This window comes from Kitasatospora sp. NPDC001664 (genome assembly GCF_053596675.1).
Genome location: NZ_JBSFGS010000006.1, coordinates 22986 through 35583, shown reverse-complemented (window position 1 = coordinate 35583; position 12598 = coordinate 22986). Strand labels below are relative to the sequence as shown.

General features: G+C 71.5%; 12 protein-coding genes. 5 read left to right on the top strand and 7 right to left on the bottom strand.

Going from position 1 to position 12598, the window contains the following annotated elements:
* Window positions 1-236: 236 nt before the first annotated feature.
* Entirely contained in the window at window positions 237-1163 is a 927-nt protein-coding gene (locus ACWCYY_RS10520; protein WP_345290341.1) for a thiamine pyrophosphate-dependent dehydrogenase E1 component subunit alpha, read from the top strand.
* Between the two features lie 35 nt (window positions 1164-1198).
* Window positions 1199-2236, top strand: a complete 1038-nt coding sequence (locus tag ACWCYY_RS10515; RefSeq protein WP_449795670.1) for an alpha-ketoacid dehydrogenase subunit beta — start codon at window positions 1199-1201, stop codon at window positions 2234-2236.
* Window positions 2237-2356: 120 nt separating this feature from the next.
* Here ACWCYY_RS10515 and ACWCYY_RS10510 read toward each other — a convergent pair whose 3' ends face one another.
* On the bottom strand, window positions 2357-3217 hold the full coding sequence (locus ACWCYY_RS10510; protein ID WP_345290343.1) for an AfsR/SARP family transcriptional regulator: 861 nt from the start codon (window positions 3215-3217) through the stop codon (window positions 2357-2359).
* Between the two features lie 320 nt (window positions 3218-3537).
* Here ACWCYY_RS10510 and ACWCYY_RS10505 point away from each other — a divergent pair, with 320 nt between their 5' ends.
* On the top strand, window positions 3538-4980 hold the full coding sequence (locus tag ACWCYY_RS10505; protein WP_345290344.1) for a DHA2 family efflux MFS transporter permease subunit: 1443 nt from the start codon (window positions 3538-3540) through the stop codon (window positions 4978-4980).
* 89 nt (window positions 4981-5069) lie between these two features.
* Here ACWCYY_RS10505 and ACWCYY_RS10500 read toward each other — a convergent pair whose 3' ends face one another.
* Window positions 5070-5843 (bottom strand): aldo/keto reductase, encoded by a 774-nt coding sequence (locus ACWCYY_RS10500; RefSeq protein WP_449795890.1) that lies wholly within the window; start codon window positions 5841-5843, stop codon window positions 5070-5072.
* Between the two features lie 56 nt (window positions 5844-5899).
* On the bottom strand, window positions 5900-7012 hold the full coding sequence (locus ACWCYY_RS10495; protein ID WP_449795669.1) for an acyltransferase family protein: 1113 nt from the start codon (window positions 7010-7012) through the stop codon (window positions 5900-5902).
* Between the two features lie 317 nt (window positions 7013-7329).
* On the opposite strand from ACWCYY_RS10495, the gene ACWCYY_RS10490 reads away from it, so the two are divergent.
* A complete protein-coding gene (locus ACWCYY_RS10490) occupies window positions 7330-8172 on the top strand; it encodes a LuxR C-terminal-related transcriptional regulator (RefSeq protein ID WP_449795668.1) in 843 nt (280 codons plus the stop codon).
* Here ACWCYY_RS10490 and ACWCYY_RS10485 read toward each other — a convergent pair.
* The 4 genes from ACWCYY_RS10485 to ACWCYY_RS10470 form a co-directional block, all read right to left on the bottom strand.
* Complete coding sequence (locus ACWCYY_RS10485; protein ID WP_345290346.1) at window positions 8156-8746, bottom strand: TetR/AcrR family transcriptional regulator; 591 nt, start codon at window positions 8744-8746, stop codon at window positions 8156-8158. The two genes, ACWCYY_RS10490 and ACWCYY_RS10485, sit on opposite strands and share 17 nt — an antisense overlap.
* 88 nt (window positions 8747-8834) lie before the next feature.
* Window positions 8835-10448: a peptide chain release factor 3 gene (locus ACWCYY_RS10480; protein ID WP_345290347.1), complete on the bottom strand. Its 1614-nt coding sequence runs from the start codon at window positions 10446-10448 to the stop codon at window positions 8835-8837.
* A gap of 201 nt (window positions 10449-10649) precedes the next feature.
* Window positions 10650-11255, bottom strand: a complete 606-nt coding sequence (locus tag ACWCYY_RS10475; RefSeq protein ID WP_345290348.1) for a hypothetical protein — start codon at window positions 11253-11255, stop codon at window positions 10650-10652.
* On the bottom strand, window positions 11252-11461 hold the full coding sequence (locus ACWCYY_RS10470) for a hypothetical protein (RefSeq protein ID WP_345290349.1): 210 nt from the start codon (window positions 11459-11461) through the stop codon (window positions 11252-11254). The genes ACWCYY_RS10475 and ACWCYY_RS10470 overlap by 4 nt, the downstream gene beginning before the upstream one ends.
* A 232-nt stretch (window positions 11462-11693) precedes the next feature.
* Between ACWCYY_RS10470 and ACWCYY_RS10465 the strand changes: the two genes are divergently transcribed.
* Window positions 11694-12530 carry an alpha/beta fold hydrolase gene (locus ACWCYY_RS10465; protein WP_345290350.1) on the top strand — a complete coding sequence of 279 codons (837 nt, stop codon included), beginning with the start codon at window positions 11694-11696 and terminating at the stop codon, window positions 12528-12530.
* Window positions 12531-12598: the final 68 nt, after the last annotated feature.

Here is a 12598-nt window from a genome sequence, read left to right as displayed (position 1 = left end):
TGCGGCACCGGTACCCGGACGGCGAGGACCGCCGGAGGCCGGGTGCCGCGGTCCCGCTGTGGCAGCGCGGCCCGTAACGACGGCCGACCGGGCCGGGCGGACCGCACAGGAGGACCTCACGCGCAGCGACTGCGTGGTGGACCGCGGCGTCGCACTTCGCCTACTCAGGGACTGGGACTTCAACCATGGCGTCTGATCGTGCCCGACTGGTTCGCGACATGGTACGGATCCGTGTCGTGGAGGAGACGCTGGCCGACTACTACCGCGACGAGCAGGAGATCCGCACGCCCGTGCACTTCTCCATCGGCCAGGAGGCCAGCGCGGTCGGAGTGTGCGCGGCCACGACTCCGCAGGACTGGGTGTACACCAGTCACCGTTCCCACGCTCCGTACCTCGCCAAGGGCGGCGACCTGGACGCGCTGGTCGCCGAGCTCTACGGCCGGCAGGACGGCTGCTCCCACGGCCGGGGCGGCTCGATGCACGTGATCGACCGGGCGGCGGGCTTCGCCGGCTCGGCCGCGATCCTCGGGGAGATGATCCCGGTGGCCGTGGGCACCGCCTGGGCGTTCGCCCGCAACGGCGAGGCGCGGGTCGCCCTGACGTACTTCGGCGACGGGGCCACCGAGGAGGGGGTCTTCGCCGAGTCGCTCAACTTCGCGGCCGTGCACAGGACCCCGGTGGTGTTCGTCTGCGAGAACAACCTGTACTCGGCCTGCTCGCCGCTGTCGGCCAGGCAGCCCGCCGGCACGTCGATCACCGGTCGCTCCGAGGCGGCCGGAGTGCCGGCCGAACTGGTCGACGGCAACGACGTGTTCGCCGTCCACGCCGCGGCGCAGCGGGCGGTGGCGCACGCGCGCGAGGGCCACGGACCGTTCCTGCTGGAGTTGTCGACCTACCGCTGGCGCGCCCACGTCGGCCCCGACTGGGACCACGACTACGGGTACCGGTCCAAGGAGGAGATCGACGAGTGGAGGGCCCGGTGCCCGATCGTGCGCGCCACGGCGGCGCTGCGCGCCGAGGAGCCGGACATCGACGCCGCGGTGGCCGACTGGCGCACCCGGTTCGAGCGGGAGATCCACCGGTCGGTGGACCGGGCCAAGGCACTGCCGTTCCCCTCGGTCGACGGCCTGCTCGACGGCGCCTACCTGCCCCTGGCCCGCTGACCGTCGACACCCGACGGGAGAAGGAGACACCACACATGCGCAAGCTGACCTACGGGCAGGCCATCAGCGAGGCCACCGTCCAGTGCATGCTGCAGGACGATCGGATCTTCGTCGCCGGCGAAGGCGTGGACGACGTCAACGGCACGTTCGGGACCACCAAGGAGGCGTTCGCCAGGTTCGGCGCCGGCCGGGTGATCGACATGCCCAACGCGGAGAACGCCACCGCGGGCTTCGCCATCGGGGCGGCCGCGGCCGGCTTCCGTCCGCTGCTGGTGCACATCCGCGCCGACTTCATGTTCCTGGCCCTCGATCCGCTGGTGAACCTGGCGGCCAAGTGGCGCTACACCTACGGCGGCGACAAGGGCGGTGTGCCGGTGGTCACCCGCGGCGTGGTCGGCCGTGGCTGGGGCCAGGGCGCCACCCACTCGCAGAGCCCGCACGCCACCTTCGCGCACTACCCGGGACTGCACGTGGCCACCCCGGCCTCGCCGGCCGACGCCAAGGGCCTGCTGGTCCAGGCCCTGACCGGGGACACCCCGGTGGTGCTGATCGAGAACCGCAATCTGTACTCGCTCACCGGCGAGGTGCCCACCGAGGCCGTCCCGATCCCCTTCGGCGTGGGACGGATCGCCCGCCCCGGCCGGGACGTCACCGTGGTCGCGGCCTCCCTCATGGTCCACGAGGCCGAACGCGCCGCCGAGCAGCTCGCACTGCGCGGGATCAGCGTCGAGGTCGTCGACGTGCGCAGCCTGCGGCCGCTGGACGACGACATCATCTGCTCCTCCGTGGCCAAGACCGGTCGGCTCGTCGTCGCCGACACCAGCTGGTCCCGGTACGGCTTCGCCGCGGAGGTGGCCGCCGTGGTCGCCGAGAACGTGCCGCAGGCCCTGCTCGCCCCGGTGCGCCGGATCACGCTGCCCGACAGCCCGGCGCCGGTGTCCCAACCTCTCGAGGAGGCCTACCACCCCGGTGCCGACGCCATCGCGGACGCCTGTCTGGCGGTCTGCGGAGAGGCGCGGGGGGACCTTCCCGGGCTGATCGACGTCGCGGCCGGCTTCCAGGGACCGTTCTGAGCCGGCCCTCTGATCCCTCGGAGCCGGCACCACCCCCGGGTGCCGGCTCCGAGTACCGACAAGAACTCGGCCCGGGGCGAACCGTCGCCCCGGGCCGAGTCGTCGTCGTGCGAGCGGCGGTCAGGCCGCAGCGAACGCCAGCCGGGTCCGGTCGTCCGCCGGCAGGACGTCGAGTTCGGGATCGGCGGAGAGCATCGCCTGGTACAGCGTCCGTACCCGGCGGGACGGCTCGACACCCAGCGCCTCCACCAACCGGCGGCGCAGGCTCTGGAACGTCTCCATCGCCCGGCTCTGCCGGCCGGCGCGGTACAGCGCGGTCATGAACTGCGCGTGCAGGTTCTCGTTGAGCGGATGACGCCTGGTCAAGGAGGCCAGCTCGTCCAGGAGTTGGGAGTGGCAACCGAGCCGCAGCCAGGCGTCGATCCGCTCCTCCACGACGCCCAGGCGGCTCTCCTCGAGCCGGGCCAGTTCCGGGCTCAGCACCGCACCGGGCTGCACGTCGGCCAGCGCCGGTCCGCGCCACAGCCCCAGCGCGGCGTCGTAGGCACGGGCCGCGGCCACCGCATCACCGCGGGCGGCCGCCGAACGCGCGGAGGTCAGCAGCTTCTGGTACGCCGTCACGTCCACCGAGTCCGGCGACACGCTGAGCAGGTACCCGCCGGGCTTGGTCACCAGGATGTCCTTGGCCGCGCAGGTCGCGTCGGGACCGAGCGCCTTGGTCATCAGGCGACGCAGCTGAAGGATGTAGGTGTGCAGCGTCGGCAGCGCGCTGCGGGGCGCGTCCGCGTCGGACCAGATCTCGTCCATGAGGGTCGACGCCGTGAGCAACCGATCGGCGTTCAGGGCCATCAGGGCGAGCAGCTGACGCGGCTTGTTCGCGGTGGGAACGATGGACGTTCCGCCCAGCCGGGCGCTCATCGGCCCCAGCACCCGGATGTCACACGATTCCACCGCCACCGCCGTGTCGTTCTCGGCCCGCATATGGGACGCACCCCCTGTAGTCGTTGTCCTGACTGCCAACCTCGATACCCTTGGCTCGTGCCTAATATACATAGGAACCGTGCCCGCGCCAGGGGTGCCGCACCCCGCATCCGGTGAACGGGATCGACCTGGCCTAAATGTCCTAGGTGCTGGTCAAGAGGTGCTAGGTTGTCGTCGGCGAGACGACCGGGCGGTGACGGAATGGGGCGTTCGCGGCTTGACGATCGATCAGATCCCTTACGGTGCCCGGCAATCGAAGCCGAACAGGTCACCCACCCACACCCATCGCACAGGCAGCGCGACACACGAAAGGCACCCTGATGGCTGAAGAGGTCACCACCACCAAGACGGAGAGCGAGCCGCTGCCGGCGCCCGCCCCGCCGCAGGCCCTCGGCGGCCCGCTGATCCGCGCGGCACTCGTGCTCGCCCTCGGCGCGTTCGTCGCCCTCATGGACACCACGATCGTGGGCGTGGCGCTGCACTCGTTCACGGAGCACTTCAACGCGAGCCTGGCAGACGTGCAGTGGGTCTCCACCGCCTACCTGCTGGCGATGTCCGCGGTCATCCCGGTCACCGGCTGGGCGGCCCAGCGATTCGGCGCCGCGGCGTGCTGGACCGCCTCCCTGGCCCTCTTCCTGGCCGGCTCGGTCCTGTGCGGCCTGTCCTGGTCGCTGGGCGCCCTCATCGTGTTCCGGGCGGTCCAGGGCCTCGGGGCCGGCATGCTGTTCCCCCTGATGCGCATCCTGGTCGTCCAGCTGGCCGGCCCGCAGCGGATGGGCCGGATGATGTCCCTGATCGCCATCCCCATCCTGGTCGCCCCCATCGCCGGGCCGGTGATCGGCGGCGCCGTCGTCCAGGACCTGTCCTGGCGCTGGGTCTTCTACCTGAACGTGCCGGTCTGCCTGGCCGTGACCGTCCTGTCCCCGATGCTCATCCCCAACGTCAAGGGAGAGGCGCCGGGCCGGCTGGACATCAGCGGCCTGCTCACCATCAGCATCGGCCTGACCGCCGGGATCTACGGCTTCAGCCGGCTGGGCGAGGGCCGCTCCTTCGGCGACTCCCAGGTCCTCCTCCCCCTGCTGGCGGCGCTCCTGCTCCTGGTCGCGCACGGCGTGCTGGCCCGCCGCAACCGGGGGTCCGCGATCGTGGACTTCAGCCTGTTCCGCGACCGCAACTTCACCGCCTCCACCACCGTCTCGCTGCTCAACAACTTCGGCCTCTACGGAGCCGTCGTCCTGGTGCCCATGTTCTTCCAGCAGGCCGGTGGCAAGAGCCCGCTCGCCGCGGGGACCATCATGATCGCGCAGGGCTTCGGCGCGGCCGTCGCCGTCCTCCTGGTCGGAAAGGTCATCGACACCAAGAGCAACCCGCGCGCGCTGGTCCTCGCCGGCCTGCTGCTGGTCGCCATCGGCCTCACCGCGTTCGGCCTGGCCGACAGCGCCGAGCCCGGTGTCGTGCTGCTCGCCGCGCTGTTCGTCCAGGGCATCGGCCTGGCACTGGCCGCCTCGCCCGTCATGGTGACCCTCTACCACTCGATCCCGCCGACCAGCGTGGCCGCCGCCACCACCGTCAACGCCGTCTCCCAGCAGCTCGGTGCGGCCATCGGCACCACGGTCATCGCCCTGCTGCTGCAGCACTCGCTCGCCGACGGCGCCAGCGTGATCCCGGCCTTCCACACCGTGTTCTGGGCGGCCCTGGGATTCGTGGTCCTGACCGCCCTGCCCGCGGCGCTGCTGCCCTCCGGCCCGGCCAAGCGGGCCTGATCCGACCACTCGCGGCGCCCCCGCGAGCAGCACGTGCGGACACCCCGCCGGAACCACGTCCGGCGGGGTGTCCGCGTTCGCTCACCGGTTCACTTGGGCGTGCCCCAGGGCTTGGCCTCCTCGAGCGCCGCGAGCACGGCCATGTCGTCCTCGTCGAGGGCGAAGCCGAAGACCTCGATGTTCTGCGCGATCCGCTCCGGGTGGGCGGACTTGGGCACCACCGCGTTGCCCAGCTGCAGGCTCCAGCGCAGGCACACCTGCGCCGCGCTCCTGCCGTGCTTGCGGGCGACCGCCGCGATGTCCGGGTGATCCATGATCCCGTGCCCGCTGCCCAGTGGCGACCAGGCCTCGGTGACGATGCCGCGCTCGGCGTGCAGGGCCCGCGCCTCGGCCCGCTGGTGCCGGGGGTGCAACTCGATCTGGTTGACGGCCGGAACCACGCCGCACTCCTCGGCGAGCCGGTCCAGATGCTCCCGCTGGAAGTTCGACACCCCGATCGCCCGGGCCCGCCCGTCCGCGTGGATCCTCTCCAGCGCCCGGTAGGTGTCGACGTAGAGGTCCTTGGCCGGCACCGGCCAGTGGATCAGGTACAGGTCCACGAAGTCCAGCCCGAGCCGCTCCAGCGACCTGTCGAACGCGCGCAGCGTCGAGTCGTACCCGTGATCGGCGTTCCAGACCTTCGTCGTGACGAACACCTCCTCGCGCGCGAGCCCCGACTCGGCGATCCCCCGGCCCGTCCCCGCCTCGTTGTGGTACTCCGACGCCGTGTCGAACTTCCGGTACCCCGCCTCCACGGCCGTCGCCACCGCGGCGGGAGTCTCCTCGTCCGGTATCTTCCAGACCCCGAAGCCGATCCGGGGCATCGTCACACCGTTGTTCAGCGTCACGGACGGAACCGGCCCGGCGCCGGCTCGGAGACTCACCGCGCCACCGGCTCTCCGTCGGCGCGCTGCGGGGCGGCGGGCGGCACCTGCTCCGCCCGCCGGCGGCGGGAACCCCAGCGGCGGGACAGCGGATCCTCGAAGAACGTGTGCACCGCCGCCGCGATCACGAACGACACGACGAACAGCAGGGCCGCCGAACCGACCCGCTCGACCCGCGAGGCCGGATGCCCGTCGTTGATCAGCCGGTACATGTACTCCAGCACCATGAAGTGCACCAGGTAGAAGGCGAAGGTGACGTCCCCCAGCCACACCATGACCGGATTCCGCGCCACCGACAGCGAACCCCGGATGTCCGCACCGGCGCCCGCCAGCACCGCCATCAGCACCGGCACGACCGACATCGCCGTGATCGAGTACAGGTACGGCACCTGCGTGGCCAGCGGATAGGCCACCGCGAAGGCCAGGACCGCGTAGCTGAACCGCACGTTGAGGAAACGACCCGCCATCACGCCCCGGGCCAGCAGGATCCCGAGGACGAACTCCAGCAGCCGGGTGACCGGGAACAGGTACACGAACCAGTACTGGTCGTACGTCACGTCGAAGGGCGGGAACGTCGGCTGCGACGCGAACGCGGTCGAGGCCACCAGCGGCACCGCGATCACCGCCAGCACGGTCCCGCCCAGCCACCACAGCAGCTGCTTCGCCGGCACCCGCTTCAGGTAGCGGTGCAGCAACGGGAAGCAGAAGTAGAAGAACACCTCGCAGGACAGCGACCAGGACACCACGTTCAGGCTGTTGTTGGTCATGAACGACGCCTGCCAGGTGTGCACGAGCAGCAGGTTCGAGACCGCGTCCCCCAGGGTGACCGTGCCGCCGGTCACGGTCAGCAGCAGCACGACGGCGGCGAGCCAGGTGAGCACGTGCGCGGGATAGATCCTCGCGGCACGCCGACGCCAGAATGCTCTGGCCGTGTCACCCGGCCGCGCCGACCAGGCCATCACGAACCCGCTCAGCACGAAGAAGAAGCTCAACGCCGAACGCCCCACGATCATCAGGACCGTGGTGTTGGTGCCGGTCCAGTCACCGTTGAACGACAGCGAGACGTAGGCGTGCGCACTGAAGACGACGATCGCACAGATGAAACGCATGCCGGCCAGCGACGGCAGACGCGACGCGGCGGGTGGCAGGGACACATTCGAGGCCACAACGTCTCCTCACACAGGGATCCTCAAGGTCGCGGCGAACGTACCCAACCGGGCCACCCCCTGTATGCCAACCACAGGTGGCACCGAGGCCTCCAACCCTGGTTGCAGACCAGCGCCCCGACCAGCGGCCGCGCCGCTTCAGCCCGGCACCATCACCGCTCCAGAACGCGCGCCTACGCTGGCCCCGGGAATGCCTTGCCGTCAGCCGGACAGCCGACCCACCGGCCCGTCCGACCACGGCCACGACGAGCGGGAGCACCATGCCGGACAGCAGAAGTGGCGTGCGGAACGCGGACGGGCGCGGGTGCGCGCGGTCGGCCCGGGAGCGGCCCACCCCGCCCGGCACCAGCACGCTCCTGCTCGGCGACGAACATCCCCTGATCCGCCGCGGCATCCGCGCGGTCCTCGACGGGGACCCCGCGTTCCGCGTCCTCGGCGAGGCGGCCGACGGCCACGCCCTCCTCGGGCTCGCCCACCGCCACCGACCGGACGTCGTCCTCCTGGACGCCGCCCTCCCCGGCCCGGACGTCCTCGACACCGTCCACCACCTCGCCGGCAGCTCCCCGCGCGGCACCGCCGTCGCGCTCCTCGTCCCCGACCACGGCCTCACCGACGACTGGACCCTCAACGCGGCCCGGGCCGGCGCGCGCGCCTTCCTGCCGAAGTACCAGAGTCCCGGTCAACTCCTCAGCGCCGTCAAGGGAATCGCCCGGGGCAACACCGTGATCGGCACCCGTACCGTCGACCAGCTGCTCACCGCGCTGCGTCGCACCTACCGGCCCGTCCCGACCCCGCCGCAGGCCGACATCTCCCAACTCACGCCGCGGGAACGGCAGGTCTTCGACCTCATCGCCCAGGGGCTGACCAACCAGCAGATCTCACACGCCCTCACCCTCACCGAGGGGACGGTGAAGTCCCACTTCAACCGGATCTGCCACAAGCTCGCCCTGCGCAACCGCGTCGACGCCGTCATCCTCGCCTACGAGTCGGGCCTCGGCACCGCGGCGACCGGCGTGGGGGCCGGCCCCGGTGACCGGGCTCGCCCCCGCGCCGCGGCCGCCGGGGCGCGGCCGGCCCGCGGACCGGTCACGCCTTCTCGGTGACCGCCGTCCGCGGCCACTGCTCCAGCAGCTGGTGCAGGCTCGAGACGATCCGCTGCCAGGACCCGTCGACTCCGCGCGGGTGGTTGAACCCGCCCGCGGCCTCGATGCTGATGAAACCGTGGAAGGTGCTGCGCAGGAGCCGCGCCGCGTCCGTCAGGTCGGGCTCGTCCAGCTCGTAGTAGCGCATCACCGCGTAGGTCAGCTCCACGCTCCGCGCGAACACCTCGGTCCCCGCGAACTCGGACGGGTCCAGGCGCAGTTGCGTGGCCGCGTACCGGCCCGGGTGGCGCAGCGCGTAGTGCCGGTAGGCGTCGGCGAACGCCATCAGCGCCTCACCCCCGGAGCGGCCGGCGATCGCGCTGCCGATGCACTCGTTCATCTCCTCCGAGGCCAGGATCGCGACCCGGATCCGGATCTCCCGCAGACCCTTCACGTGCGAGTAGAAGCTGGCGTCCTTCACTCCGAACGACCGTGCCAGCGCGGAGATCGTGACCTTCTCGATCCCGACCTCGTCCGCGAGAGCGGCCGCGGCCTGAGTGATCCGCTCGACCGTCAACCCAGCATGCGCACCCATGATCCCTGCCCCAAACCTTGACCGATCAAGCGAGCGCCTAGCATACCTAAGCTTGCCCGGGCCGGACTCGCTCGGGGACGGCCGGCGATCAGTCCGCCGTGGCGATCAGCGGCTGCAGCAGGACATCGGGTTGGGCGCGCTGGAAGGCGTTCAGCTGCCACTTGTCGGCGAACAGGGCCAGCAGCACGTCGTCCGAGCGGCGGGTGAGCACCTCGCCGTTGATCAGGCGGGACTTGCCCAGGACGGCGGCGCCGTTGGCGTCGGTGATCCGGGCCACCCGGTAGGAGAGCTGGTCGAGGCTGATCGGGGAGGAGAACTCGTGCTCCATCCGGTGCAGGATCACGTCGAACTGCATCGGGCCGACCGCGGCCATGACCGGCGCCTGGTCGCCCCGCCGGTCGGAGACCAGTACCTGGATCACGCCCTCCTCGTCGAGCTGGGAGATGCCCTTGCGGAACTGCTTGGACCGGCTGATGTCCTTGGGCCGTGCCACCGCGAAGTACTCGGGGGCGAAGGCGGGCAGCGCGGGGAACTCGGCCTTCTTGCCGGTGAAGAGGGTGTCGCCGACCCGCAGCGCGCTCGCGTTGATCAGGCCGACCACGTCGCCGGGGTACGCGGTGTCGACCACGGTGCGCTCGGCTCCGAAGACGGTGTGGGCGTACTTGGTCGCGAACGAGCGGCCGCTGGCCGCCCGGGTGACGTGCATGCCGCGCTCGAAGACGCCCGAGCAGACCCGGACGAAGGCGATCCGGTCGCGGTGGGCCGGGTCCATGTTCGCCTGGATCTTGAACACCAGGCCGGAGAACTCCTCACCGACCTCGCGGCTGCCGCCCTTGGCCAGCGGGCGGGGCCCGGGAGCCGGAGCGAGGTCGACCGCGGCGTCCAGCAGCAGCTTCACACCGATGTTGGTCAGCGCGGCGCCGAAGAAGACCGGGCTGATCTTGCCGGCTTCGAAGGCCTCCTGGTCGTAGCCGGGGCCGGAGGAGAGCACCAGCTCCAGCTCCTCCAGCGCGGTCGTCCAGTCTTCGCCCTCCTGCTCGGCGGCCTGCTCGGAGGTGAGCCGCTCCTCGAGGGCGGCGTGCGTGCCGGCCGGCACCTTGGTGTAGCGCAGCATCTGCTCGGTGTTCCCCGCTTCGACCAGGCCGCGCAGGTTGCCCGCGTTGCCCACCGGCCAGACGACCGGGACGGGGGTGATCCCGAGGTGGGTCTCGATGTCCTCGAGCAGGGTGAGTGCGTCCTGGCCGCGGCGGTCCCACTTGTTGATGAAGGTGATCACCGGGACACCGCGGTGGCGGCAGACCGCGAAGAGCTTGCGGGTCTGCTCCTCCAGGCCCTTGGCCGCGTCGACCAGCATGATCGCGCAGTCGACGGCGGCCAGCACCCGGTAGGTGTCCTCGGAGAAGTCGGCGTGGCCGGGGGTGTCGACCAGGTTCATCACCTGGCCGCGGTAGCCGAACTGCAGTGCGGCCGAGGTCACCGAGATGCCGCGCTCGCGCTCCAGCTCCATCCAGTCGCTGGTCACACCGCGTCGGTCGCCCTTGGCGTGCACCGCACCGGCGGAGGTGATCGCCCGCGCGTGCAGCGCCAGCGCCTCGGTGAGCGTGGACTTGCCCGCGTCCGGGTGGCTGATCACCGCGAAGGTCCGCCGGCGGCCGGCCTCGTTGAGGACCTGCTGGACGGAGATTTGCTGTACGGAGCTCACGTGTTTCCTCGGGTACGCATCGGCAGCAGGCCGGTGACGCCTCTCCGTACCTGGTGAGCCGGCATCAGGTACGCGGGCCCAGACGACGATAATAGGCCGTCGGGCGGCGTGGCCCCGAAATCCCCGTTCTCGCGCAGGACCGCGCATCGCAGCGAACTGACTGTCACCGCCCGGCGGAACGACCTGACCGACGGCCGGGATTCAGGCGAGGTGCTTGCGGGTGGTGGCCGGCAGTGCGCGCTTGTAGTAGCGCCAGGGGAACCAGCCCGCGCCGACCGGGAGCCAGCCCTCGGTCTCCATCCGGCGTTGGCGGGTGCTGGAGGCGAGGGTGACCCGGCGGTGCTCCCAGGGGTGGGCGGAGGCCTCGACCTCCAGGTAGGCGGCGCCGTAGCCGACCAGGTGCCAGCCCTCGTGCTCGCCCTCGGCCAGTGCCGCCATCTCGTTGAACGCCGACACCGGCGCGATCCGGCGCCGCTCCGGTGCGTCCTGGCCGTCGGCCGGCGCGGCCGGGTGGACGCCGTCGCCGGCCTTGCCCGCGAACCGCTGCTGCGCGGCCTGCCGGCTCACCCCGAGGATGCCGCCCACGGCGTCCCAGCTGTGGCCGGCCGCCCGGGCCGCGAGGACGGCTTCACGCAGCAGCCGCCCGGCCTCCTCGGCGCCGATCCGCGAGGCGTCGACCAGCCGCAGGTACTCGCCGGCGTCGTGCTCCAGCGTCTTCGCCAGTTCGTCCGGGGCGCCGAGCACGGCCGCCGCGATGCCCTCGCGGATCCGTGCCGACTCGTCCGCCCCGAGCACGCGGCCCGTCACCGGTGCGCCTCCGCCTTCCGGGCCGCGACCGCCCGCGCGACCATCGCACCCCCGGCGGCGACCAGCGCGAGCTCGACCACGGCGAGGGCGATCGACAGTGCGGTGCCGACCCGGCCGATCAGGGCCGGGACCAGGACGAGCCCGACCACCAGCAGCGGCACCAGGGCGGGAGCGGACGGGGACGCGGGCTTCGAGGAAGTGACCATGCGTCAATGAAATCTTGACGAAGATGATCTGTCAAGGATTCCTTGACGACATCGGTGGATCTCCGCGCCGAGGGCTCCGGCGCGGTGATCGGGCGGTACGGGTCCTGCGCGGGGAGGCAAGGACGCGGGCGCCGCCCGACAAGAGCCGGCGGGGCCCGCGCCCTAGCGTGACGGCATGCCGTGCCGCAGCGAGATTGCGGGCGGATCCGGAACCGAGCGAGGAGAACCCCCCATGCCGTTCATCACCGTGGGACACGAGAACACCACCGCCGTCGAGCTGTACTACGAGGACCACGGGAGCGGCCGGCCGGTGGTGCTGATCCACGGCTTCCCGCTGGACGGGCACTCGTGGGAGCTGCAGAGCGCGGCGCTGCTGGAGGCCGGCTACCGGGTCATCACGTACGACCGCCGGGGGTTCGGGCAGTCGTCGCAGGTGACGACCGGGTACGACTACGACACCTTCGCCGCCGACCTGAACGTGGTGATGGAGACCCTGGACCTGGACGACGCCGTGCTGGTGGGCTTCTCGATGGGGACGGGTGAGGTCGCGCGCTACGTGGCGCGGTACGGGTCGGCGCGGGTGGGGAAGGTCGCGTTCCTGGCCTCGCTGGAGCCGTGCCTGCTGAAGAGCGAGGACAACCCGGACGGGGTCGCGCCGAAGGAGTTCTTCGACGGGATCGTGGCCTCGGTGAAGGCCGACCGGTACGCCTACTACACCGCGTTCTTCAACGACTTCTACAACCTCGACGAGAACCTGGGCACCCGGATCAGCGAGGAGGCCGTCCGCAACAGCTGGAACACCGCGGCCGGCGGCGGCTCGTTCGCGGCCTCGGCCGCGCCGGCCACCTGGTACACCGACTTCCGCGCCGACATTCCGGCCGTCGACGTGCCGGCGCTGATCCTGCACGGCACGGCCGACCGCATCCTCCCGGCCGAGGGCACCGCGCGTCCGTTCCGCAAGGCGCTGCCGTCCGCCGACTACGTCGAGATCGAGGGCGCGCCGCACGGTCTGCTGTGGACCCACGCCGCGGAGGTCAACGAGGCGCTGCTCGCCTTCCTCGCGAAGTGAGCCCCACCCCCTGAGGTAGCGGCGCGACGGCCCGCGGCAGGAGGACCCGCTGCCGCGGGCCGTCGCGC

What these genes read in the sequence shown, in the direction of transcription:
- ACWCYY_RS10515 (WP_449795670.1), top strand. Translation starts at nt 1,199, where the DNA reads ATGCGCAAGCTGACCTACGGGCAGGCCATCAGCGAGGCCACCGTCCAG.
- ACWCYY_RS10510 (WP_345290343.1), bottom strand. Translation starts at nt 3,217, where the DNA reads ATGCGGGCCGAGAACGACACGGCGGTGGCGGTGGAATCGTGTGACATC.
- ACWCYY_RS10505 (WP_345290344.1), top strand. Translation starts at nt 3,538, where the DNA reads ATGGCTGAAGAGGTCACCACCACCAAGACGGAGAGCGAGCCGCTGCCG.
- ACWCYY_RS10500 (WP_449795890.1), bottom strand. Translation starts at nt 5,843, where the DNA reads ATGCCCCGGATCGGCTTCGGGGTCTGGAAGATACCGGACGAGGAGACT.
- ACWCYY_RS10495 (WP_449795669.1), bottom strand. Translation starts at nt 7,012, where the DNA reads ATGCGTTTCATCTGTGCGATCGTCGTCTTCAGTGCGCACGCCTACGTC.
- ACWCYY_RS10490 (WP_449795668.1), top strand. Translation starts at nt 7,330, where the DNA reads ATGCCGGACAGCAGAAGTGGCGTGCGGAACGCGGACGGGCGCGGGTGC.
- ACWCYY_RS10485 (WP_345290346.1), bottom strand. Translation starts at nt 8,746, where the DNA reads ATGGGTGCGCATGCTGGGTTGACGGTCGAGCGGATCACTCAGGCCGCG.
- ACWCYY_RS10470 (WP_345290349.1), bottom strand. Translation starts at nt 11,461, where the DNA reads ATGGTCACTTCCTCGAAGCCCGCGTCCCCGTCCGCTCCCGCCCTGGTG.
- ACWCYY_RS10465 (WP_345290350.1), top strand. Translation starts at nt 11,694, where the DNA reads ATGCCGTTCATCACCGTGGGACACGAGAACACCACCGCCGTCGAGCTG.